The sequence below is a fragment of the Bacteroides sp. MSK.20.82 genome (assembly GCF_019052485.1).
Taxonomy (GTDB): domain Bacteria; phylum Bacteroidota; class Bacteroidia; order Bacteroidales; family Bacteroidaceae; genus Bacteroides; species Bacteroides thetaiotaomicron.
This window is the reverse complement of sequence record NZ_JAHQUN010000008.1, coordinates 158996-182907: the sequence shown is the minus strand read 5'-3', so window position 1 is coordinate 182907 and position 23912 is coordinate 158996. Positions and strand designations below refer to the sequence as shown.

Annotated in this window: 18 protein-coding genes; 6 read left to right on the top strand and 12 right to left on the bottom strand. The window is 44.1% G+C overall.

The window, feature by feature from the left end:
• Positions 1-47: 47 nt before the first annotated feature.
• Positions 48-1346 (bottom strand): phenylacetate--CoA ligase family protein, encoded by a 1299-nt coding sequence (locus KTR07_RS10480; RefSeq protein WP_011107332.1) that lies wholly within the window; start codon positions 1344-1346, stop codon positions 48-50.
• Positions 1347-1481: 135 nt separating this feature from the next.
• Here KTR07_RS10480 and uvrB point away from each other — a divergent pair, with 135 nt between their 5' ends.
• Positions 1482-3515, top strand: a complete 2034-nt coding sequence (uvrB, locus tag KTR07_RS10475) for an excinuclease ABC subunit UvrB (RefSeq protein WP_055300217.1) — start codon at positions 1482-1484, stop codon at positions 3513-3515.
• 276 nt (positions 3516-3791) lie between these two features.
• Here the strand turns inward: uvrB and KTR07_RS10470 are convergent, their stop codons facing one another.
• Positions 3792-4496, bottom strand: a complete 705-nt coding sequence (locus tag KTR07_RS10470; RefSeq protein WP_113748441.1) for an SGNH/GDSL hydrolase family protein — start codon at positions 4494-4496, stop codon at positions 3792-3794.
• Positions 4497-4809: 313 nt separating this feature from the next.
• Between KTR07_RS10470 and KTR07_RS10465 the strand changes: the two genes are divergently transcribed.
• From KTR07_RS10465 to KTR07_RS10450, 4 genes are all read left to right on the top strand, one after another.
• Entirely contained in the window at positions 4810-5478 is a 669-nt protein-coding gene (locus tag KTR07_RS10465) for a DUF4919 domain-containing protein (RefSeq protein WP_117981664.1), read from the top strand.
• Entirely contained in the window at positions 5475-6119 is a 645-nt protein-coding gene (locus KTR07_RS10460) for a vancomycin high temperature exclusion protein (protein ID WP_117981665.1), read from the top strand. Before KTR07_RS10465 ends, KTR07_RS10460 begins: the two co-directional genes overlap by 4 nt.
• Before the next feature lie 35 nt (positions 6120-6154).
• Positions 6155-6631, top strand: a complete 477-nt coding sequence (locus KTR07_RS10455; protein ID WP_011107329.1) for a hypothetical protein — start codon at positions 6155-6157, stop codon at positions 6629-6631.
• Between the two features lie 266 nt (positions 6632-6897).
• Entirely contained in the window at positions 6898-7326 is a 429-nt protein-coding gene (locus KTR07_RS10450; protein ID WP_008763145.1) for an Hsp20/alpha crystallin family protein, read from the top strand.
• 103 nt (positions 7327-7429) lie between these two features.
• On the opposite strand, the gene KTR07_RS10445 is transcribed toward KTR07_RS10450, so the two are convergent.
• The 5 genes from KTR07_RS10445 to KTR07_RS10425 are packed head-to-tail and all read right to left on the bottom strand — an operon-like array spanning position 7430 to position 13310.
• Complete coding sequence (locus tag KTR07_RS10445) at positions 7430-8545, bottom strand: ABC transporter permease (RefSeq protein ID WP_117981667.1); 1116 nt, start codon at positions 8543-8545, stop codon at positions 7430-7432.
• A gap of 11 nt (positions 8546-8556) precedes the next feature.
• Complete coding sequence (locus KTR07_RS10440; protein ID WP_055300215.1) at positions 8557-9660, bottom strand: ABC transporter permease; 1104 nt, start codon at positions 9658-9660, stop codon at positions 8557-8559.
• 2 nt (positions 9661-9662) lie between these two features.
• Positions 9663-11132: an ATP-binding cassette domain-containing protein gene (locus KTR07_RS10435; RefSeq protein ID WP_117981668.1), complete on the bottom strand. Its 1470-nt coding sequence runs from the start codon at positions 11130-11132 to the stop codon at positions 9663-9665.
• Entirely contained in the window at positions 11111-12025 is a 915-nt protein-coding gene (locus tag KTR07_RS10430) for an HlyD family secretion protein (RefSeq protein ID WP_070749995.1), read from the bottom strand. Before KTR07_RS10430 ends, KTR07_RS10435 begins: the two co-directional genes overlap by 22 nt.
• Positions 12026-12041: 16 nt before the next feature.
• Positions 12042-13310: a TolC family protein gene (locus tag KTR07_RS10425; RefSeq protein ID WP_062695924.1), complete on the bottom strand. Its 1269-nt coding sequence runs from the start codon at positions 13308-13310 to the stop codon at positions 12042-12044.
• A gap of 161 nt (positions 13311-13471) precedes the next feature.
• Here KTR07_RS10425 and KTR07_RS10420 point away from each other — a divergent pair, with 161 nt between their 5' ends.
• Positions 13472-14365, top strand: a complete 894-nt coding sequence (locus tag KTR07_RS10420) for an AraC family transcriptional regulator (protein WP_072066308.1) — start codon at positions 13472-13474, stop codon at positions 14363-14365.
• Between the two features lie 4 nt (positions 14366-14369).
• Here the strand turns inward: KTR07_RS10420 and KTR07_RS10415 are convergent, their stop codons facing one another.
• From KTR07_RS10415 to glmS, 5 genes are all read right to left on the bottom strand, one after another.
• A complete protein-coding gene (locus tag KTR07_RS10415) occupies positions 14370-15416 on the bottom strand; it encodes a mannose-1-phosphate guanylyltransferase (protein ID WP_181981977.1) in 1047 nt (348 codons plus the stop codon).
• Between the two features lie 260 nt (positions 15417-15676).
• Entirely contained in the window at positions 15677-18904 is a 3228-nt protein-coding gene (gene carB, locus KTR07_RS10410; RefSeq protein WP_117981670.1) for a carbamoyl-phosphate synthase (glutamine-hydrolyzing) large subunit, read from the bottom strand.
• Positions 18905-18913: 9 nt separating this feature from the next.
• The gene (gene carA, locus KTR07_RS10405) at positions 18914-20080 is read right to left on the bottom strand and encodes a glutamine-hydrolyzing carbamoyl-phosphate synthase small subunit (protein WP_117981671.1); all 1167 of its coding nucleotides are present in this window, start codon (positions 20078-20080) and stop codon (positions 18914-18916) included.
• A gap of 27 nt (positions 20081-20107) precedes the next feature.
• Positions 20108-21991: an amidophosphoribosyltransferase gene (locus KTR07_RS10400; protein ID WP_117981672.1), complete on the bottom strand. Its 1884-nt coding sequence runs from the start codon at positions 21989-21991 to the stop codon at positions 20108-20110.
• Between the two features lie 38 nt (positions 21992-22029).
• On the bottom strand, positions 22030-23874 hold the full coding sequence (gene glmS, locus KTR07_RS10395) for a glutamine--fructose-6-phosphate transaminase (isomerizing) (RefSeq protein WP_217315376.1): 1845 nt from the start codon (positions 23872-23874) through the stop codon (positions 22030-22032).
• Positions 23875-23912: the final 38 nt, after the last annotated feature.

The following is a 23912-nucleotide window of genomic DNA, read 5'->3' as shown; positions in this document are numbered from 1 at the left end:
ATGTTGCAGCTACGATAATACCTAATACTTATTACTTATTACCTATTTTAAATTTTTCTGTTATCAATCACTCGTTTAGCTTTGCCTACGCTGCGTTCAATACTACGCGGTTCTACCAGTTTCACATTGACTCCCAGTCCAAGTACGCTTTGGAGACGGCTTGCCAGTTTCTTCTTCAACGCTAGCATACGGTTAATCTCATCCGAATAGAAATCCGGGCGCACTTCTACCTGAAGTTCCATCGTATCGGTATTGTTTTCACGCCCCACTATCAACAAATAATGTGGTTCGAATTCTTCCATCTCAAGAATGACGGACTCGATCTGAGTCGGGAATACATTGACACCACGGATAATCAGCATATCGTCACTACGTCCCAGGATACGGTCCATACGAACCAATGTACGCCCGCAGGAGCATTTATCATAATGCAAGGCCGTCAAGTCACGCGTACGATAACGAAGCAATGGCATTCCTTCCTTCGTCAGGTGCGTAAATACCAGCTCGCCCGTCTGTCCGGGTTCTACCGGCTGCAATGTATTCGGATCAATAATTTCTGGGAAATAATGATCCTCATTCAAGTGCGTACCATGCTGACATTCACATTCGTAACCTACACCCGGTCCGGCAATTTCACTCAGTCCGTAGATATCATATGCTTTAATACCGAGTTTTTCTTCGATTTCATGACGCATATTCTCCGTCCAAGGCTCCGCACCCAAGGCCCCCACTTTCAGTTGGAATTCCTCCCGCGGATAGCCGGAATCTTTAATGGCATCCGCCAGATAAAGTGCATACGAAGGAGTACAGCAAAGAACCGTTGATCCAAAATCATGCATCAATGTAATCTGCTTTTCTGTATTACCACTGGACATCGGAATCACAGAAGCACCAATATTCTCAGCTCCGGCGTGTGCTCCCAGGCCACCCGTAAAAAGTCCGTAACCATAGGAAACCTGAAATATATCTGAGCGTCCTGCTCCATAAGCAGTAAAAGCACGCGATATACATTCTGCCCACGAAGAAAGGTCTTTGCGGGTATATCCCACTACCGTCGGCTTTCCGGTCGTTCCGGAAGAGGCATGAATACGCACGATCTGGCTCATCGGCACGGCACAAAGTCCGAAAGGATAATTATCTCTTAAATCATGTTTCGTGGTAAACGGCAGTTTCACGATATCATCAATCGTATTGATATCATCGGGGGTGATACCCATTTCCTGCATTTTCTTCCGGTAAAAAGGCGTGTTGTGATAAACGTAATCCACAATTTTCTTGAGTCGTATGCTTTGAATCTTGCGAAGACTTTCGCGGTCCATACACTCAATGGTCTCATTCCAAATCATGTTCTCTTGGTATTATTAGTTGTATGAATCTGTTTCATGATATTAATATGTTGCAAAGTAAAGGATTTATTTGGAAAAATGATTTGTTATCTCAATTATTTTGCCGAATATTGCTCCACTTTTTAGGATTTAACTATGAATTTTGAACTAACATCAGCTTACAAACCTACCGGGGATCAACCAGAAGCGATCGCCCAGCTTACTGAGGGGGTACTTCAAGGAGTTCCCGCACAGACTTTATTGGGGGTTACCGGATCGGGAAAAACGTTCACCATCGCCAATGTGATCGCCAACATCAACAAGCCTACGTTGATCTTGAGCCACAACAAGACATTGGCTGCGCAGCTATACAGCGAGTTCAAGGGATTTTTCCCCAATAACGCCGTAGAATATTACGTTTCATATTACGACTACTATCAGCCGGAAGCCTATCTGCCAAATTCAGATACCTATATAGAAAAGGATCTCGCCATCAATGACGAGATTGACAAGTTACGTCTCGCCGCTACCTCCTCCCTGCTTTCAGGCCGGAAAGATGTGGTAGTCGTTTCCTCAGTCTCCTGTATTTACGGTATGGGAAACCCGTCGGATTTCTATAAAAATGTAATCGAAATTGAACGGGGACGGATGCTTGACCGTAATGTTTTTCTGCGTCGTCTTGTGGACAGCCTGTATGTCCGTAATGATATCGATTTGAATCGTGGCAATTTCCGCGTTAAAGGAGATACGGTCGACATTTTCCTTGCGTACTCGGACACTCTGCTTCGTGTCACTTTCTGGGGAGACGAGATTGATGGTATAGAAGAAGTGGACCCGATTACCGGTGTGACTACCGCTCCTTTCGAAGCCTATAAGATCTATCCCGCCAATTTATTTATGACCACCAAGGAAGCCACTCTTCGTGCCATCCACGAAATAGAGGACGACTTGACCAAACAAGTAGCGTTCTTCGAATCTATCGGCAAAGAATATGAAGCGAAACGATTGTACGAGCGGGTTACGTATGACATGGAAATGATCCGGGAATTAGGGCACTGTTCCGGCATTGAGAATTATTCCCGTTATTTTGACGGTCGCGCTGCCGGCACCCGTCCTTATTGCCTTCTCGATTTCTTCCCGGATGACTTTTTGCTGGTTATTGACGAAAGCCATGTAAGCGTGCCGCAGGTTCGCGCCATGTATGGAGGCGACCGTGCCCGTAAAATCAATCTGGTAGAATATGGGTTCCGACTACCTGCCGCAATGGACAACCGCCCTCTGAAATTTGAAGAATTTGAGGAGATGACCAAGCAAGTGATTTACGTCAGTGCTACCCCGGCAGAATATGAGCTGATACAATCGGAAGGAATCGTTGTAGAGCAAGTGATCCGCCCTACCGGTCTGCTTGATCCTGTTATCGAAGTACGTCCGAGCCTCAATCAAATTGACGACCTGATGGAAGAAATTCAGCTGCGCATCGAAAAAGAAGAACGGGTACTTGTCACGACACTTACGAAACGTATGGCGGAAGAGCTGACAGAATACCTTCTCAACAATAATGTGAGATGTAACTATATCCATAGCGATGTGGATACATTAGAGCGTGTGAAGATCATGGATGACTTGAGACAAGGCGTTTATGACGTACTTATCGGTGTCAATCTGCTTCGTGAAGGTCTTGACCTTCCGGAAGTATCCCTTGTCGCTATTCTCGATGCCGATAAAGAAGGATTCCTCCGTTCGCATCGCTCATTGACCCAGACTGCAGGACGTGCTGCCCGTAATGTAAACGGAAAAGTAATCATGTATGCAGATAAAATAACAGACAGTATGCGGCTTACGATCGATGAAACAAACCGTCGACGCGAGAAACAGCTCGCTTATAATGAAGCGAACGGCATCACCCCACAACAAATCAAGAAGGCGAGAAACTTGTCTGTATTTGGCAGTCCAAGTTCCGAAGCCGATGAGTTGCTGAAAGAAAAACACGCTTATGTGGAACCTTCTTCACCTAATATCGCAGCCGACCCAATCGTACAATACATGAGCAAAGCTCAAATGGAAAAGAGCATAGAGCGTACCCGCAAATTAATGCAGGAGGCCGCCAAAAAACTGGAATTTATCGAAGCTGCCCAATATCGGAATGAGCTGCTGAAACTGGAAGATTTGATGAAAGAAAAGTGGGGATAAACGGCTTATAAATATCAATAAATCTATAAGAAACCCAAACTTTTGCTAATTAGTGTTATAAAAACACCTATTTAAGAGAAATAATTTGCAGATTTCGCAAAAGCCCGTATCTTTGCACTGTGTTTTTCATAGTATTAGATTTAAGGTTAACAAAGGTTGGAGCAAGGCGTTGCTCCTTTTTTTATGCCCATACCCCATCTTAGCATCTTCCAATCCTACAAAAATACCCCTTGAAATCTTATCAAAGGGCATTTTTTATCTACACTCTATCTATAATTAAAGCGCTTTTTCAATAGCCTGTTTAATGAGTGCTTCCATGATATCATATCCTTCTCCTGTAGGATGTACCCCATCTTTCGTATATTGAGGATTCAAGGTCTTATTCTCGCCCACCACCATTGGCTGATAATAATTCACAAACGGAATTTTATTAGCTTTGGCGTAAGCTTCTATGCGGGCATTCAATGACTGAATCTTTTGAGGAGCATCTTTAATCTCCCGTCTCCACGGAAATTCAGCAGCCGGCAATACTGAAGTCAGAATCACTTTGATTTTATTTGCCTTCGCCAGTTCTGCCATAGATGCAATATTTCCGAATGTATAATCTTCATTATAAGCACCTGTATTTTCGGCTACATCATTTGTTCCTGCATTAATGACAACCAATGCCGGAGAAAGATTGATCACATCTTCCCTAAAACGAAGTAAAAACTGATAAGACGTCTGACCACTGATACCACGACCGATATATCCATTTGTTTTGAAGAAATCAGGATGTGTCCTCACCCATCCTTCCGTAATGGAATTGCCCATAAAGACCACTCTTTTTTCCTTCTTTACAGGTTGTGCAAGTGCTGCATTCTCTGTCGCATAACGCTTGTAATTAGCGAACTCATGTTTCTGTGCATAGGTCTCTCCTACTGAGAAACTCAAACAAACGATGGCCAACAACATCCATTGACCCAGTCTTTTCTTTTTCATATACGTATATAAAGATTAGTAATTCAAATTGGTTGCAAAGATAAAAAAACTCTTTATATGAACGATCAAATACCGAATATCCGTTAAGCGGAAAGGAGAAATTCTTAATCTATGTTATATAACATAAGATTTTTCTTGGTTAATTTGCAAAGTTCACAGAAGTCCGTATCTTTGCAACGTGTTTTTCATAGTATTAGATTTAAGGTTAACAAAGGTTGGAGCAAGGCGTTGCTCCTTTTTTTATGCCTATACGCTTGGTTTCCTGAAAAAGAATGGTATTTTTGTGAATCTTAATACCCTAAAAAAAACTGCCATGAAAAAGCTCATTACTCTTTTATTTATAAGCATACTTAGCCTTCAGGTTTATTGTTCCGCACAAGAAATATTAAAAGTGGATTATCCGGCTATCAAAGAGTACGTAACTAATCACAATACGGAGTTTCAAAAGCTCATGCAACGTTTTGCAGAAAATGATACTTTACTCACCCGGCAAGATCATGCCATGCTATATTACGGGTATTCATTCACACCAGCTTACAAAGGAAGTATGGATGATTTTCAGGATTTCCGAAAGTTGATTAAAGAAGAAAAGTATGAAGATGCTTATAATATCGGCAAAGAACTACTAAAAAAGAATCCGGTATCTCTCCAATTACTATATAATATGTACGGAATAGCCGGTTTGCTCCAGAAAGATATCCGGGAAATAAAACACTATTCAAAAAGATACGCAGCCTTGCTTACTATGATTGCGCTTACAGGTGACGGTACAAGCGAAGAAACCGCATTTAAGGTTATCTGCGTAAATGACGAATACCAACTGCTGAACATGTTATTCAAAATGGAAAACATGAAAGGTCAATCGCTAGTCAATAAATGTGATCTGATAGAGTTTGATAAATGCCAGTACTATGAAGGAAATCAAATGTATTTCGACATTAGCCGTTCCCTTGATTATATGAGTGAATTATTCGGAAAATGAAAAAAAAGCTATTCTATATCACACTGATAATTGCCATACTTTGTGTTATCAGTATCTTTATCTGCGACTGGACCATCAAGAAGAATGCAGCCTCCTGCATCTATACTGAAATCAGTGATATTCCTGCAAACAATGTAGGTCTGCTTCTCGGCACCTCTCCTAAGCTGAAAAGCGGAAATAACAATTTATATTTTGACTATCGCATTGATGCGGCGGTTGAACTGTACAAGGCAGGCAAAATTAATTATATTCTTATCAGTGGAGATAATCGCAAAGAAGATTACAACGAACCGGAAGAAATGAAGAAAGCGCTTATGCAAAAAGGTGTTCCTGAAAAGTCTATCTATTTAGATTATGCCGGTTTTCGTACCCTTGACTCTGTTGTGCGTGCTAAAGAAGTATTCGGTCAGACCCGTCTGACCATCATTTCTCAACGATTTCACAATGAGCGGGCTATTTATCTTGCCGAAAAGAATGGGATTACCGCCATCGGTTTTAATGCCAAGGATGTAGACGTCTATGCAGGATTGAAAACCAATATCAGAGAATTATTTGCAAGGGTCAAGATGTTTATCGATTTAGCGATAGATAAGCAACCGCATTTCCTGGGAGAAAAGTACAAACTGCCATCCGGCAAATAAGAAAATATCAAAAACAAAAAGTTATTGAAAAATTTATGGAACAACAACCTCAACTCAATGATCACAACAAACAGGAGTATCCTCCTATGCATACAGCAGAGCATTTACTAAATGCCACTATGGTAAAAACTTTCGGTTGCCCTCGCTCAAGAAATGCCCATATAGAAAGGAAAAAGAGTAAGTGCGACTATATTCTTCCTACTTGTCCTACAGATGCGGAGATACAAGCGATAGAAGATAAGGTAAACGAAGTTATCAGTCAAAATCTGCCCGTAACTGTTGAATTTATGACTCATGAGCAAGCTAAAGGCATCGTAGATCTGAGCAAACTTCCTGCTGACGCCAGTGAGACTCTTCGCATTATACGCATAGGAGATTATGACGCCTGTGCCTGTATAGGGTTACATGTATCCAATACCTCAGAGGTAGGAACTTTCAAAATCATCAGTCATGATTATAATGAAGAAAGGCAAACTTTAAGGTTAAGATTCAAACTCATTGAAAAAAAATAGATTATCAAATTAATATCTATATTATATAAAATAAACACACTGCGGTTACATTTTGTCACCAAACAGGCAAAATTGGCATTATTAAAATGACAAATAGACATTTTCAGTCTCAGTTTTCCTTTGGCATAAGGTTTGCACTAATAGCAGTGAACGACGGTTCAAAAGCATACGGCAAGAGTCGGGATGTCCCCTCTGCGGAAAGCAGCGAACCGAAATTCAAGAGTGAATAAACCGAATGTTTAACTAAAAGATAGGAGACTAAGATTATGATGCCTGTTAGAAGAACTCAAAGTTGGTTACCAAGTATTTTTAACGATTTCTTTGATAACGATTGGATGGTAAAAGCAAATGCAACTGCACCTGCAATCAATGTTTTTGAAACAGAAAAAGAATACAAAGTTGAACTGGCTGCTCCGGGAATGACAAAAGAGGACTTCAATGTTCGCATTGATGAAGACAACAACCTCGTTATCTCTATGGAGAAGAAGACTGAAAACAAAGAAGAGAAGAAAGAAGGTCGCTATCTACGTCGCGAATTCTCTTATTCTAAGTTTCAGCAGACAATGATTCTGCCGGATAATGTAGATAAAGAAAAAATTTCTGCCGCAGTAGAAAACGGAGTTTTGAGCGTCCAACTTCCTAAGATTTCTGAAGAAGAAGTGAAGAAGGCCGAAAAGCAAATCGAAGTAAAATAATACAGTAACCACGATTCATCCCAAGGGGTGAAAACAATAATAAAAACAGCTCTTTTCCAACCAATAAGGATAAGAGCTGTTTTTTATATAATCAAATTCTCAATTATTGATTTTTCCGATAACTGATCACCGCCCAGGTATTGAAACCCAGTGCAAAAAGAAGCAGGACTCCTATTTCAGGCAGCAGTTCCAACAAGCTGCTTCCTTTGAGGTATACCATACGCATTCCTTCCATAAAGTACTTCAAAGGATTGAAATAAGTAATCACCTGTGCCCATTCAGGCATACTGCTCACCGGAGTGAATAATCCGCTCATCAACATCAGAATCAGCATAAAAAAGAACATTACAAACATAGACTGCTGCATAGTTGCCGAATAATTGGATATAACGAGCCCGAAACCGGACATAACGAATACAAACAAAATCGCCAAAAAATAAATCACGATAAAATGCCCTACAGGAGTTATTCCATAAAGCAGCCAGGCTAACAAAAAGCACAAAGTCAATACGATAAAGCCTGTGATCCAGTAAGGTAAAAGTTTAGCCAGAATAAAAGTAAATTTCGGTACGGGAGTCACATTAATCTGTTCGATCGTTCCTACCTCCTTCTCACTAACCACATTCAGGGCAGGCAAAAATCCGCATATCAAAGTCAACAACATTCCCATCAAAGCAGGAATCATATAAAGTTTATAATTCAAATTCGGGTTAAATAATCCCTGCGTATCGATACGAATGGAAGGGGCACTGCCCGACGCAGATATGGCATCAGGATATTCTGCACGTAACTCGGCTGCATAGTTCTTGACAATAGTGCCCAGATAAGCACTGCCTAGCCCTCCTTTCGTTCCATTTACCGAATTGGCTGCAATCAGTATATGGGCTTCTCCTTTGTTCATCCAGTCCCGCTCCAGGTGCCTGGGGATCTCCATTATAATATCCGCTGTTCCCAGTTCAATATTCTGTAATCCATCCTCATAAGATGCCGGCACTTCCGTCAGACGGAAATAGGTAGAAGCCGCAATCTTATTCACCAGCCGCTGAGAAATCACCGAATGATCGTTGTCTACAATATTCAGCTGGATATTCTTTATTTCCAGATTCACAGCCCATGGCATCAGCAACATGATCATGCAGGGAAAGATAAGAATCAATCTCGGCAGGAACGAATTGCGAAGCAACTGTTTAAACTCTTTTTCTATCAGAAATTTTATCATAATAAATTCCTTTATTCCAGTCGATATTTAAATTTCCTGATACTGATGGTAATAAGCACTACTGCCATCAGCAACAAAATACCAATCTCTTTAAGTACCAGCACAACCGGCACTCCTTCAATCATCAGTTTGCGCACAGCCTGAATATACCAGCGGGCCGGAATAATGTCCGATATGGCCCGGAGAATCACCGGCATACTTTCTACCGGAAAAATCATTCCGGACAAAACCATGGTGGGCATCATCAATATCATTCCGGATGCCAGCATGGCCGCCACCTGTGTACTTGTCACAGAGGAAATCAGCAAACCCAAAGCCAGCGACACGAAAATAAAGAGCAAAGACACCATCACCAGCCAGAACAAACTCCCCACTACCGGCACATCCAGTACAAAGACTGAAAGCAGCAAAATGGTTGTCAGATTGACAAAAGATAAAACAAAGTAAGGTACCGCCTTGGCCAGCACGATAAACAATGGTCTTACCGGAGATACCAGCAATACTTCCATCGTGCCCGTCTCCTTTTCACGAACAATGGAAATAGAGGTCATCATCGCGCAAATCAACATTAAAATCAGTCCCATGACTCCGGGCACAAAGTTGTAGGCACTCTTCATCTGCGGATTATACAGCAATTTGACATCCGGAGTCAAACGCGAAACGGACACATTGGGAGGCAACATCTCCTGTCCTGCCGAAGAAACAATGCTGGCTGCATAATTACTCTGCGAGGTAGACATATTGGGATCGGTTGCATCGACTATCAGCTGCACACGGGCATCCCCCGTATAAAGTCCGTCGGCAAAACGCTCTCCAAATACAATTGCCATATCGATCTTATTTTTCCGGAAGGCAGTTTCCATCTCCTGTGGAGAATGAAAACGGGTGGTAACCGTGAAATATTCACTCGCATCCAACCGGTCTATAATTTTCCTTGTCACCACATCATTCGAAGGATCAAGAACTGCCAGCCGGACATTCTTCACTTCCGTACTGATAGCAAACCCAAACAGAATAATCTGCACGACCGGCATTCCCAACAGGATCAGCATAGTACGCCGGTCACGGAAAATATGATAAAATTCTTTCTTTACGAAAGCAATAAATTGTTTCATAATCAATCCGCTTTACGCACCGCATGGCGGGCAAGTTGTTGAAACACATCATCCATTGTCTCCACACCAAACTGTTCTTTCAGCCGGGCCGGCGTATCCAGTGCCTTGATCTGGCCGTCCACCATAATCGATATCCGGTTGCAATATTCCGCTTCATCCATATAGTGTGTGGTAACAAATACAGTGATTCCACGATCGGCAGCCTGATAAATCAGCTCCCAGAACTGCCTGCGAGTAGCAGGATCAACTCCTCCGGTCGGTTCATCAAGGAAGACTATTTTCGGCTCATGGAAGATAGAGACAGAAAAGGCCAGTTTCTGTTTCCAACCCAAAGGAAGTTTTTTCACCAACGTATCTCGTTCGTCTGCAAATCCCAGGCGTTCTAACAATTCATCTGTCTTTTCTTCAATCTCCATCTCCTTCATCCCATAAATTCCGGCAAAGAGACGGATATTCTCCCAGACTTTAAGATCCTCATACAAAGAGAATTTCTGACTCATATATCCGATATGCCTTTTGACTTGTTCGGCTTCCCGAAAGATGTCATAGCCTGCCACCTTTCCTACTCCCGAAGTCGGACGGCTCAATCCGCAAAGCATACGCATCGCAGTCGTCTTACCTGCTCCATTGGCTCCAAGAAAACCGAAAATTTCTCCCCGCTGCACTTGAAAAGAGATATGATCGACTGCCGTAAAATGTCCGAAGGATTTGGTCAGCTGCTCCACCTCGATAACAGGAGCTGCCATCTGTTGCGCCTCCTCCCGTTCCAAGGGTGGCGGACAAAGAATGGAAGCAAACTTCTGAAGAATCCGTTCGGGCGTATCGATTCCGTGCACCTGCCCGTGATTAATAAAAGCAATCCGGTCGCATTGACGAGCCTCATCCATAATAGGAGTGGAAACAATGATCGTGATCCCCTGCTTTCTCAAATTACGGAGCATCTGCCAAAATTCTTTCCGAGACACAGGATCTACACCCGTAGTCGGTTCATCCAGAAATAAAATATCAGGTTTATGAATCAGGGAACAGCTCAATGCCAGCTTCTGCTTCATACCTCCCGACAAAGCGCCTGCCCTTCTTTTTTTAAAGGGCTCGATCTGCTGATAAATATCTTTAATCAAATCATAGTTTTCCTGTATCGACGTATGAAATACCGTAGCAAAAAATTCCAGATTCTCTTCTACGGAAAGGTCCTGATAAAGCGAGAACCGTCCGGGCATATATCCTACTTTCGTACGAATCTGCTTATAATCCGTCACCACATCCAGTCCGTTGACAGTTGCCGTACCTTTATCAGCCAACAGTAAAGTGGTCAGGATGCGGAATAAGGTACTCTTCCCCGCCCCGTCAGGACCGATCAGCCCGAAAATTTCTCCCTGCTCTACCGCAAAAGAAACCTCTTTCAGTGCCTCTACTTTCCCGTAGCTCTTGCTGATTTCCTTTACAACGACTATGGGTTCTCCTTTTTCCATACCACACCTCCATACATACCAATCTTCAACGAACCGTCATTTTTCACGGCAATCTTCACTGCGTATACCAGATTGGCACGTTCATTTTTAGTCAGAATCGTTTTGGGGGTAAACTCCGAACGGTCCGAAATCCAAGTGACCACACCGGGATAGGCTTTCTGTTCCGAATTTCCATAATCGGAATACACCGTCACTTTATCCCCCAATTTCACTTGGGACAATTGCTCTGAAGTAACATAAGCCCGCAAATACATCCGGTCTACCTCACCCACTTTAAACAACGGTTTGCCAACGGATGCCAGTTCTCCCGCTTCCGCATATTTTGCCAGTACCGTACCTTCAATAGGTGACTGAATATGGCACTTGTTCAACTGATCTTCTACCTGTGCCACTTGTATACTGACCGAATTCCCCTGTTCCGTCAGACTGTTCGTACTCTTCATCAATGAGGATTCCTGAGCAATCAACTGCCGCTGAAGCAAGGTTACCTGTGCATCCCAGTCATCCAGTTGTTTCTGATTGGCAGCTCCGGCAGCAAGCAGGTTCTCTACCCGCTTCTTTTCCCTTTGCGCTGTAGTAATTTGCTGTTTGGTAGCGGCTATCTGTTTGGCCAGATCGGGGCGCTGGCTTTCCACCGATTTCATGCTTGCTTCCAGTTGCAACTTTTTCAGATATAACTGGACGGTATCTACCAGCCCGACTTCTTCGCCGGCTTTCAATCTTGTTCCTTCTTCCACTTCCAGTTGCAGCAGTTTTCCCGCCGCTTCGGCGGAAACGATCACTTCCGTAGCTTCAAAGGTTCCCGTTGCATCATAATCGGGCGTTCCGTTTCCACAGGCAGAAAGCAACCATACTGCCATCCCGTATATTCCTATTTTTGTCATTCGTTTCATATCCGACAGATTTTTATTAATGATTAGTAGTATATTTCAATTGATAGATACCCATCAACCGTTGAATCTCATGCATTGCCTTCGCCTGACGGGCAAGACTCTCATTCGTCAGTTCTCTGAGCATCTCTGTTACTGTCAACGTACCATTCGCAACTTTGGCTTCCGCAGCCCGACGAATATTCGTACGCAACCGGATAATTTCATCATCATCCTGCATCTGCTTCTCCAACGAACGGACAGACTGATCTTGCTGCGTCATTTCCAGTCTCGTATTAAAAAGAAACACATCCCGATTGCTGTCCAGTTGCTGCCGTTTGTTTTCAATCACCCGACGGTCGTTCTTCAACGTATACAGACTCCCGAAATTCCATGAAAGCCGGACACCTGCAATATAATAAGGAGAAAATTCATTCTTCAGCATATTCAATCCCGGGTTACCGTAAGCTCCCTGCACAAACAATCCGAAATGAGGAAGATGGCGCACATTCAAGGCTTTCTCTTGTACCTGCAAACCGGCCCCCAGTGCGTCAAACCACGACAGCTCCGGTCGGCGAATCTCACTGACAGTCGACAATTCGTTTTGAGGAACAGGCTTCTCCAATACTGTCTCCGGCGAAAGCACCTCTCCCATCAATAACGAAAGCATCTTCAAATAAGCCATACGGGAAGAAGTCAGTTCCACTCTCTTCTGACGGGTATTCAACTGCTCCACTTTCACAGCATCCAGATCGGCCTGATTAGCTATTCCATTTTCCACATAAGCTGTAATCTGACGGAAGTTCCGTCCCAGTTCATCTTGCAGCAAGGCATTCTGAGCCAACTGCTCATCCAACATAAGAATTCCAAAATACAAATCATTCACACGGCCATTCAACGCATACATATCGACGTTCAACTTTTCCCTGTCGATCTCCGCTTCCGCTGTAACCTTTTTCTTCTGCATCCGGATTCCTCCGCCATCCCATATCTGTTGCTGTAACTCCAGCATCACCTGATACTGGTCTTTGGCCATCCCTTTGATATCCACACCGGGAATGGTAATAGGCAACTCCGTCACATCACTTTGATAAGAAGCCTTTGCTGAAAGAGCAAACTGAGGCAAGTATCCCCTCACCGCATTTTCCAGATTATATTCTTTCGTCTTCTCCACTAAATCATATTGACGCACCAATGGATAGTTATCCTGCGTTTTTTGCTGACATTCTTCTAGTGTTATATGTCCGGTCTGCCCATATATTCCGGCCATGAACAGTAAAAGCGAAAGACTAAAAATAATTCTTTTCATACGCATTTTTTCTATGAATTTAAAGATAGACAAAGATAGACCTTTAAGTAATAGTTTCACATTCTGATAGTTGGAAAATATGTCCCAATAGTTCGATTCATCCTAAAAAAAGAGAAGATTCAAGGGCTATTTCTTATCTTTGCCGGAAAAGAACTGAGAAAATGGAACAGAAGAAACCGATGGAATTAGGCCTCCAACTGTTGAAGGATATAAATATAGTACGTCACAACGAATTTCGCTTCATCAATGCCGAATTCGGATTCGTGACAAGTTTCTCTAAAATGGAAACGACTATCTTCAGTGTCGGACAACCGTACCGGCTACAGGAAGGCCGTATTGCTATTGTCACTAATGGCTCGGCACGTGTTTTAATCAATCTGATCGAATATATTTTCCTGCCCGACCATATATCCCTGATAGCTCCCAACTCTATCATACAAATCATAGAAGTATCTCACGATTTTGATGCTCACATGATGGCAGTAGACCTGAACTTTCTGCCGATATCCGGAAAGGAAGAATTCTTCACCCATTTCCTCCAACAAAAGAAAAATCTCCTGTTTCCACTGACTACCGAAGAACAAATACAGATAGAGAATTTTGTGACGGTCATGTGGAGTGTATTGCAAGAACCTGTATTCAGAAAAGAGGTCATTCAGCATTTACTAGTAGGATTACTATATAATATAGAGTATATAGCCAAAAGCAAAGGGCAGGCCGAACTCAGTCCATTAACCCATCAAAACGACATTTTTCAGCGCTTCATTTCTTTGGTCAACACCTATAGCAAAACAGAACGGAATGTCAGTTTCTATGCGGATAAACTTTGTCTCACTCCCCGTTATCTGAACACTGTAATCCGGCAAACCAGCCAGCAAACAGTAATGGACTGGATAAACCAGTCCATTATACTAGAGGCTAAAGTATTGCTAAAACATAGCAACCGCCTTGTTTATCAGATATCAGATGAATTAAACTTTCCCAATCCGTCTTTCTTCAGCAAGTTTTTCAAACGAATGACCGGAATGACGCCTCAGGAATATCAGAAGAATTAAAGGATTACTTTGAAAACTCCTTTATCCGCTGTTCTTCATCCAGTTTACAGATCAACAGTGTATTATCTTTCTCGGCAATGATATATCCATCCAGCCCCTGAATAACGACCCGTTTCTCTTCACTGGTATGTACGATGCAGTTCTTGCTTTCGTACAAACGGACATCGGCCCCTACCGTAGCATTTCCGGATTTATCTTGTGGCAACAGTCCGCGGAGCGCTCCCCAGGTCCCCAAGTCCGACCAACCGAAAGAAGCCGGAAGTACATAGATTTCCTGTGCTTTTTCCATTACGGCATAGTCTATGGAAATAGCTTCGCAGGTAGGGAACAGCTTTTTAATCGTTTCATTTTCCTTCTCCGTATAGAAATCGGGGAAAATACGATCGAAGATTTGCGCTATGCCCGGAGCATATACACGCATCACGGAAGTGATAGTACGCACATTCCATACAAAAATTCCTGCATTCCAGAAGTAATTACCCTCGGCCAGATATCTGTCGGCAGTCTCCCTGTCCGGTTTTTCCTTGAATGCATCTACCGTAAAAATCTCTTTATCAGTCATGATCTGATCTCCGGCAGCAATGTATCCATATCCGGTTTCCGGGCGAGTCGGTTTGATACCCAGCGTTACGATAGCACTGCTGTTGTCAGTAAAACGAAGTGCTTTCTCTACTACCCGGCGGAATTCACCCGTATCGATAACCAATGCATCCGACGGAGTCACCACCACATTGGCGTTCGGATGTTTTTTCTTGATTTTCCAGCAAGCATAGGCGATGCAGGGAGCAGTGTTTCGTGCACAAGGCTCTGCAAGGATATTGCTTTCAGGAATCTCCGGCAATTGCTCCCGGACGATATCAATATATTTCTCGGACGTTACTACCCACACATTTTCCCGTGGACAGACGCCATCAAAACGATCAGCGGTCAGTTGAATCAACGTACGCCCGCATCCCATTATATCAATAAATTGCTTGGGACATTCCGGTGTACTCATCGGCCAAAAACGACTACCGATGCCACCAGCCATAATTACGATATGATTATCCATGCTCATATTACTCCCCTGTTTTAGAATATTTGTGAAATAATTGCGCAATTTACACCAATTTGTCCAATCATGCAACTTTATAGACATTAAAAAAAATAGTGACACTATGCAGAAAGGATAGTGTAAGCATACGGACAGGATAGTGACACTATGCCATGCCTATAGTGACACCATCCCAAAAACAGAAATTCATAAAAAAAGCCGCCCCCGAATGCACGGGAACGACTTTTCCAACTTATTATATAACAACTTATTATATCTTACTTATACTCTTCCCAACTCTTGATGGCAATATCATCAACGGTCATCGTACAGAAAGCATTGATAAATGCACTTGCCAGACGGGCGTTCGTTATCAACGGCACGTTCAGGTCGATAGCCGCGCGACGGATTTTATATCCATTGTCCAGTTCTCCGGCAGTCAGGTTCTTCGGGATATTGACTACCATGTCAATTTCCTTATTATGAAGCATTTCCAATGCCTGCGGATGTCCTTCTTCACTCGGCCAGTAGACAAGCGTACTTTCAATGCCGTTCTCAGCAAAGGTTTTATGAGTACCGTCGGTTGCAAAGAGTTTGTATCCCTTGTTTACCAACATACGTGCTGCATCCATCATATCAGCCTTCTGCTTCATTGTACCTGTAGAAAGCAGGATGTTCTTTTTAGGAATACGGTAGCCGACAGACAGCATGGCTTTCAGTACGGCACAGGAAGTGTCACTTCCGATACAGCCGACCTCACCTGTAGAAGCCATATCCACTCCCAATACAGGGTCAGCTTTCTGCAAACGGTTGAAAGAGAACTGCGAAGCCTTAATTCCCACATAGTCCAGTTCAAAGAGATTCTTTTCCGGTTTCTCCACAGGAAGACCCAGCATCACTTTGGTTGCCAGCTCAATGAAGTTTATCTTCAGCACTTTGCTGACAAACGGGAAAGAACGGCTGGCACGCAGATTACATTCGATTACCTTAATATCATTATCTTTTGCCAGGTATTGGATGTTGAACGGACCGGAAATATTCAATGCCTTGGCAATCTCACGGCTGATGCGTTTGATGCGACGGACAGTTTCCACATACAACTTCTGCGGCGGAAACTGAATAGTGGCATCACCGGAGTGTACACCGGCAAACTCAATATGTTCGCTGATTGCATAGGCTATGATTTCACCATTCTGCGCCACAGCATCCATTTCCACTTCCTTCGCATGTTCGATAAACTGACTTACTACCACCGGATGCTTCTTTGATACATTGGCAGCCAGTTTCAGGAAACGTTCAAGCTCTTCCTGATTGGAGCAGACATTCATCGCAGCACCCGAAAGCACATAAGACGGACGGACAAGAACCGGGAAACCTACTTCATCGACAAACTCGTTAATATCTTCCAGCGATGTCAACTCACGCCAGCGTGGCTGGTCTACACCGATACGGTCGAGCATTGCAGAGAACTTTTCACGGTCTTCGGCATTGTCGATGCTCTGAGCACTTGTTCCCAGTATGTGAATGTTCTGGGCATCCAGACGTAAAGCAAGGTTATTCGGAATCTGACCACCGGTAGATACGATGACACCATGCGGATTTTCCAGTTCAAGAATATCCATTACCCTTTCGAATGTCAGTTCGTCAAAGTAGAGACGGTCGCACATGTCATAGTCTGTAGATACCGTTTCCGGATTATAGTTGATCATAACACTGCGCCAACCTTCCTTGCGAATGGTATTCAGAGCCTGCACACCGCACCAGTCAAACTCTACAGAAGAACCGATACGGTAGGCACCGGAACCCAATACGACGATGGATTTATGGTCACCCAGATAATGTACATCGTTTGCCACTCCGCTATAGGTCAGATACAGATAATTGGTCTGCGCCGGATATTCGGCAGCCAGTGTATCGATCTGTTTTACCACCGGAAGGATACCGGCAGCCTTACGATACTTGCGGACATACAGGCTTCCATTTTCCATATCACCTTCATAACCAATGGCTCGGGCAATCTGGAAATCGGAAAAGCCCTGAACTTTAGCCTTGCGAAGCAGTTCCACAGGCAGATCGGCAATCTGTTTATGATTATTTCCCCATTCGTGCATTTCTTCCGAAGTCTTCATTATATTCATCAACTTCTGAAGGAACCATTTGTCAATCTTCGTCAGTTCATGCACCTGATCGATGGTGTATCCTGCACGGAAGGCTTTTGAGATCACAAAAATACGTTTATCGGTCGGTTCGCGCAGTGCTTTGTCAATATCAGGGATTACTAGTTCTTTGTTTTCCACGAATCCGTGCATTCCCTGTCCGATCATACGGAGGCCCTTCTGAATAGCTTCTTCAAAAGTACGTCCGATTGCCATCACTTCACCTACCGACTTCATGGAAGAACCCAGTTCCTTGTCTACACCATGGAATTTTCCCAAGTCCCAACGTGGAATCTTACATACCACATAGTCCAAAGCCGGTTCGAAGAAAGCAGAAGTAGTCTTTGTCACCGAGTTCTTCAAGTCGAAGAGTCCGTAGCCGAGTCCCAGTTTGGCAGCCACGAATGCCAACGGATATCCGGTTGCCTTAGAGGCCAGGGCCGAGGAACGGGAAAGACGGGCATTTACTTCGATGACGCGATAATCTTCCGATTCGGGGTCGAAAGCATACTGTACATTACATTCGCCGACAATACCGATGTGGCGGATGATACGGATAGCCAGTTCACGAAGTTTATGATATTCACTGTTGGTCAGTGTTTGAGACGGAGCAATAACGATAGACTCACCGGTATGAATACCCAGCGGGTCAAAGTTCTCCATATTACAAACTGTAATACAGTTGTCAAAACGGTCGCGGACGACTTCGTATTCTACTTCTTTCCACCCACGAAGCGATTTTTCCACCAACACTTGCGGAGAAAAAGAAAAGGCTTTTTCTACCAGTACATCCAGTTGCTCTTCATTGTCACAGAAACCGGAGCCCAGACCACCCAGCGCATAAGCCGCACGGACAATGACCGGATATCCCAGTTCCTTCGCTGCACGACGGGCATCTTCCGCATTTTCTACGGCTTCACTTTTAATGGTCTTGACATTGATTTCGTTCAGTTTCTGTACAAAGAGTTCACGGTCTTCCGTATCCATAATGGCTTGTACGGGAGTACCGAGTACTTTTACATTATACTTTTCAAGGATTCCTTCTTTATATAAAGCAACTCCACAATTCAGCGCGGTCTGTCCGCCGAATGCCAGCATAATACCTTCCGGCTTTTCCTTCTGGATTACTTTCTCTACAAAATACGGAGTGACCGGAAGGAAGTAAATTTGATCTGCCACTCCTTCGGATGTCTGTACGGTAGCAATATTCGGATTGATAAGAATGGTTTCAATCCCTTCTTCTTTCAAGGCTTTGAGTGCCTGCGAACCGGAATAGTCAAACTCACCGGCTTCACCGATTTTCAAGGCACCGGAACCCAGCAGCAATACTTTTTTTATATTTTCTTTCATGATAGTCGGTTATTTAAGCAGGTTTACAAATTCATCGAACAGGAATTCCGTATCCGTAGGACCACTTGCAGCTTCGGGATGGAACTGTGCAGAGAACCAAGGATTTTTCTTGTGTTTGATTCCTTCGTTAGAACCATCATTCATATTGATAAACAGCGGTTCCCAATCCGATCCCAGCGTATTATTGTCTACCGCATAACCATGATTCTGCGAAGTAATAAAACAACGTTCCGTACCCACCATGCGTACCGGCTGGTTGTGGCTACGGTGTCCATATTTAAGTTTGTAAATCTTTGCCCCTCCGGCTTTCGAGAGCAACTGGTTGCCCATGCAGATTCCAAAGATGGGAAGTTTCTCGTTCGCCATCGCCTTGCGGATATTCTGTACAGCTGCGTCGCAGGTATCCGGGTCACCCGGTCCGTTGGAGATAAACAGCCCGTCAAATTCGAGTCCGTTAAAATCATAATCCCAAGGTACACGGATCACTTCTACACCACGCTTCAACAAGCAACGGATAATATTGGTCTTTACACCGCAATCCACCAAAACAACCTTCTTTAATTGACAATTGACAGTTGACAATTGACAATTAAGCTGCGCGACGGACATGGTTAATGGAAAAGAACGGGATGTTCCATCGGGAAGATAGGAGATTATTTCTTTGCAGGAAACACGGTCTACGTAATTCACGGCAGCGTAATTGTCCATTGTCAATTGTCCATTGTCAATTTCTTCGACAATTTCATTGTCGAAGACGATGCGTCCCATCATGACTCCGTGTTCACGAAGTATTTTGGTCAGCTCACGCGTATCGATGCCTGTGATGCCCGGTACTTTCTCACGTTTCAGCCAGTCGCCGAGGCTTTCCACTGCGTTCCAGTGGCTGTACTCAGAAGAGTAGTCACTTACGATGATCGCTTCGGCATGAATCTTTTCACTTTCCATGAAAGTAGCAAGTCCGTTGGGTTCGATGGTAAAAGGAGGAACTCCGTAGTTACCCACCAAAGGATAGGTAAGAGTCATCAACTGTCCGGCGTAGGAAGGGTCAGTAAGGCTCTCCGGATATCCGGTCATGGCGGTGTTGAAAACTACTTCGCCCGCCACCGGCTTCTCGTAGCCAAACGACTTACCGGAAAACCGGCTCCCGTCGTCAAGGATTAATGTCACATTTCTCATTCTTATTTTTGAATCGTTGTATGGTTGTTAGAATTGATACATCTGCTCAATGTAGTTGATGAATGCCTGATTCACCATTTTCACACCACCCGGCGTGGGATAGTTTCCACTGAAGTACCAGTCTCCCTGATGGTTCGGACAGGCTTCATGGAGTCCTTCCAGCGGTTGGTAGACGATTTCCACTTTCGCTTTCGTTCCCTTCGGTGTCAGGAGTTCTACCATCTTGGCAGATATTTCTTCATCCGTGAACGGTGCATAGATATCTTTCACGTAATTCACCATTTGTTCTTTCGGCAATCCTACCTGCTCTTTCGATTTCCGGTAGGCGGCGGCAATCACATCCTTCATATCCCGCTCTTTCAGGAGTTCGATGGCTGCTTTGAAAGCGATAAATTCGCTCATCTTCGCCATATCGATGCCGTAATAGTCCGGATAACGGACTTGTGGAGAAGAAGATACAATCACGATCTTCTTCGGACCAAGACGGTCGAGGATACCAATGATACTTTGCTTCAAAGTAGTACCACGCACAATGCTATCGTCGATAATCACGAGATTGTCGACACCGGAAACCAGACTTCCGTATGTGATGTCATATACGTGGGCAGCCAGGTCATTCCGGCTGTTTCCTTCGGCAATGAATGTACGGAGCTTAATATCTTTGATGGCAACTTTTTCACTGCGGATACGGCGGGAAAGAATGACCTCCAGCTCTTCCATATTGGGATGATGCCCCAAGGCCGCAATCTGCCGTACTTTCTCTTCATTCAGATAGTCATCCAGCCCTTGCAGCATTCCGTAGAAGGCAACTTCGGCCGTATTCGGGATAAAGGAAAATACAGTATGGTCCAAGTCGTTATTAATGGCTTTCAGAATATTCGGAACCAGTTTTTCTCCCAGAAGTTTCCGCTCCTTATAGATATCTACATCGCTGCCACGGGAGAAGTAGATACGTTCGAACGAGCAGGCGTGCCGCTCGCGGGGCTTGTTGATTTGTGAAGTCCGCAGTCTGCCTTCTTTGCTGATCAGCAATGCCTGCCCGGGTTGCAGTTCCTTGATTTTTTCTACGGGAACATTCAAAGCAGTCTGAATCACCGGACGCTCGGAAGCCAGTACGGCTATTTCATCATCCTGATACCAGAAAGCGGGACGAATACCCCACGGATCACGGATAGCAAAAGATTCGCCACTTCCGGTGAGGCCGCAGATCACATATCCCCCATCCCACTCACGGCTGGAAGTACGCAATACGTTGGCCAGTTCGATATGTTCTTCTATATAATGGGTGACTCCCATCCCTGTCAGTCCTTCGGCTTCGGCAAGGTTGAAGAGGCGTTCCACTTCACGGTCAAGACGATGTCCCACCTGTTCCAACATGATATAGGTATCGGCATACTTACGTGGATGCTGACCGATAGCGGTGATGCGGGCAAAAATTTCGTCTACATTCGTCATATTGAAGTTTCCGCAGAGAGCCAGATTTTTGGCACGCCAGTTGTTTCTTCTTAAAAACGGATGTACGTACGAGATTCCGGATTTTCCGGTAGTAGAATAACGCAGATGCCCCATATATACTTCACCCGCAAAGGGTAAAGTACGTTTGGCAAATGCCGCATCATGCAACTGTTCGGGAGTGAGGTCCTTGAAGTTACTCTGTACAGCTTCGAAGATTTCGGTGATGGCACCGGAACCTAACGCGCGTTCGCGAAACATATATTCCTCACCCGGATTTGCTTCCAGCTTCACGCATGCCAGTCCTGCCCCTTCCTGCCCCCGGTTATGCTGTTTCTCCATCAACAGATAGAGCTTGTTGAGGCCGTACATCCATGTTCCGTACTTTTTCTCGTAATACTCCAGGGGTTTGAGCAGGCGTATCATGGCAACGCCACATTCATGTTTCAATTGTTCCATTAATCTATCTCTTACTATTTGACTATTTACATTTTAAACTACTCGACTGTTACCGACTTAGCCAAATTTCTAGGTTGGTCTACATCCATTCCCTTACATACCGCAATATGATAGGCAAGCAATTGGAGAGGTACCGTAGTAATTAACGGATCAAGGCACTCGATTGTTTCCGGAAGTTCGATACTGCAATCGGCTACTTTACTGATCACCGTATCGCCCTTGGTTACAAATGCAATCACCTTTCCTTTTCGTGCCTTGATTTCCTGAATATTGCTAAGTACTTTCTCATACAGCCCGTTTTGGGTAGCAATGACTACTACCGGCATTTCGGCATCAATCAGGGCTATCGGTCCGTGCTTCATTTCGGCAGCCGGATAACCTTCGGCGTGAATATACGATATTTCTTTCAATTTCAATGCACCTTCCAAAGCAACCGGATAACTATATCCGCGTCCGAGGTAAATAAAGTTATGCGCATAGGTGAAAGTTTTCGACAGTTCCGCCAGCTTACCATTCAGTTTCAATACTTCCTTCATTTTGCCGGGAATGCTATTCAATTCCCGTACAATGTTCAGGTATTGTGTCTCGTCTATCGTACCTTTCTCCCGGGCGAGAGTCAATGCCAACATGGTCAGCACAGTCACCTGTCCGGTAAATGCTTTGGTCGATGCCACTCCGATTTCCGGTCCGACGTGGATGTACGACCCCGTATGCGTAGCGCGGGGGATGGAGGAACCAATCGCATTACAGATACCATATATAAATGCACCCCGACTTTTTGCCAGTTCCACTGCCGCCAGCGTATCCGCCGTTTCTCCACTTTGAGAAATGGCAATCACCACATCGTGCTCATCGATCACCGGATCACGGTAACGAAATTCGGAGGCATACTCCACTTCTACCGGAATACGGCAGAAACTTTCAATCAGATGCTTTCCGATCAATCCCGCATGCCACGAAGTACCGCAAGCCACAATAATAAAGCGTTTGGCGTTCAGCAACTTTTCTTTATAGTCTATTACTGCCGAAAGCACCACGTTATTGGCTTCCACATTGATACGTCCACGCATACAATCGTGAATACAGTCCGGCTGCTCAAAAATCTCCTTCAACATGAAATGCGGATAACCGCCTTTTTCCAGCTGACCAAGCTTCAATTCTACTTTTTTCACTTCGGGAGTCATCTCCACATTGCTGAGATCGACTACCTTCAATTCTTTTCCCCGATTGATCACCGCTATCTCACCATCTTCGAGATACACCACCTTATCTGTATATTCTACAATCGGTGTGGCATCCGAAGCAAGGAAAAACTCATCTTCACCAATACCTACCACCAGCGGACTGCTTTTGCGGGCCGCAATGATTTCTTCCGGATGTTCTTTATCAAGAATCGCAATCGCATAAGCACCAATCACTTCATTCAAAGCCAACTGAACGGCAGTAAGCAGATCGACCCGATTGGTAACTTTCATATATTCGATTAATTGCACGAGCACCTCGGTATCGGTACTACTTTTAAAGACGTAGCCTTTGGCTTGGAGTTTTTCTTTGAGAACGGCGTAATTTTCAATGATACCGTTATGAATGAGAGCGAGTTTTTCGGAAGAAGAGTAATGAGGATGAGCATTAACGGAACAAGGTTCCCCGTGAGTAGCCCAACGGGTATGGGCAATTCCGACTGTACCGGAAATATCTTTTTGTGTGACGAAATTTTCAAGTTCGGAGACTTTCCCTTTCGTCTTGTACACATTTAACTGTTGGTTATCACTGATCAATGCTACCCCTGCACTGTCATATCCACGATACTCCAGTCGCTTCAGCCCTTTAATAAGGATGGGGTAGGCTTTTCTTTTACCAATATAGCCTACTATTCCACACATATTATGATATTTTTATTTCGGGTGCAAATATACACATT

Coding starts and splice junctions, on each gene's coding strand:
- KTR07_RS10465 (WP_117981664.1), top strand. CDS start 4,810: ATGAAAAAGCTCATTACTCTTTTATTTATAAGCATACTTAGCCTTCAG.
- KTR07_RS10480 (WP_011107332.1), bottom strand. CDS start 1,346: ATGATTTGGAATGAGACCATTGAGTGTATGGACCGCGAAAGTCTTCGC.
- KTR07_RS10415 (WP_181981977.1), bottom strand. CDS start 15,416: ATGGATAATCATATCGTAATTATGGCTGGTGGCATCGGTAGTCGTTTT.
- KTR07_RS10420 (WP_072066308.1), top strand. CDS start 13,472: ATGGAACAGAAGAAACCGATGGAATTAGGCCTCCAACTGTTGAAGGAT.
- KTR07_RS10445 (WP_117981667.1), bottom strand. CDS start 8,545: ATGATAAAATTTCTGATAGAAAAAGAGTTTAAACAGTTGCTTCGCAAT.
- KTR07_RS10440 (WP_055300215.1), bottom strand. CDS start 9,660: ATGAAACAATTTATTGCTTTCGTAAAGAAAGAATTTTATCATATTTTC.
- glmS (WP_217315376.1), bottom strand. CDS start 23,874: ATGTGTGGAATAGTAGGCTATATTGGTAAAAGAAAAGCCTACCCCATC.
- carA (WP_117981671.1), bottom strand. CDS start 20,080: ATGAGAAATGTGACATTAATCCTTGACGACGGGAGCCGGTTTTCCGGT.
- KTR07_RS10435 (WP_117981668.1), bottom strand. CDS start 11,132: ATGGAAAAAGGAGAACCCATAGTCGTTGTAAAGGAAATCAGCAAGAGC.
- KTR07_RS10470 (WP_113748441.1), bottom strand. CDS start 4,496: ATGAAAAAGAAAAGACTGGGTCAATGGATGTTGTTGGCCATCGTTTGT.
- KTR07_RS10450 (WP_008763145.1), top strand. CDS start 6,898: ATGATGCCTGTTAGAAGAACTCAAAGTTGGTTACCAAGTATTTTTAAC.
- KTR07_RS10400 (WP_117981672.1), bottom strand. CDS start 21,991: ATGGAACAATTGAAACATGAATGTGGCGTTGCCATGATACGCCTGCTC.
- KTR07_RS10430 (WP_070749995.1), bottom strand. CDS start 12,025: ATGAAACGAATGACAAAAATAGGAATATACGGGATGGCAGTATGGTTG.
- KTR07_RS10455 (WP_011107329.1), top strand. CDS start 6,155: ATGGAACAACAACCTCAACTCAATGATCACAACAAACAGGAGTATCCT.
- carB (WP_117981670.1), bottom strand. CDS start 18,904: ATGAAAGAAAATATAAAAAAAGTATTGCTGCTGGGTTCCGGTGCCTTG.
- uvrB (WP_055300217.1), top strand. CDS start 1,482: ATGAATTTTGAACTAACATCAGCTTACAAACCTACCGGGGATCAACCA.
- KTR07_RS10425 (WP_062695924.1), bottom strand. CDS start 13,310: ATGAAAAGAATTATTTTTAGTCTTTCGCTTTTACTGTTCATGGCCGGA.
- KTR07_RS10460 (WP_117981665.1), top strand. CDS start 5,475: ATGAAAAAAAAGCTATTCTATATCACACTGATAATTGCCATACTTTGT.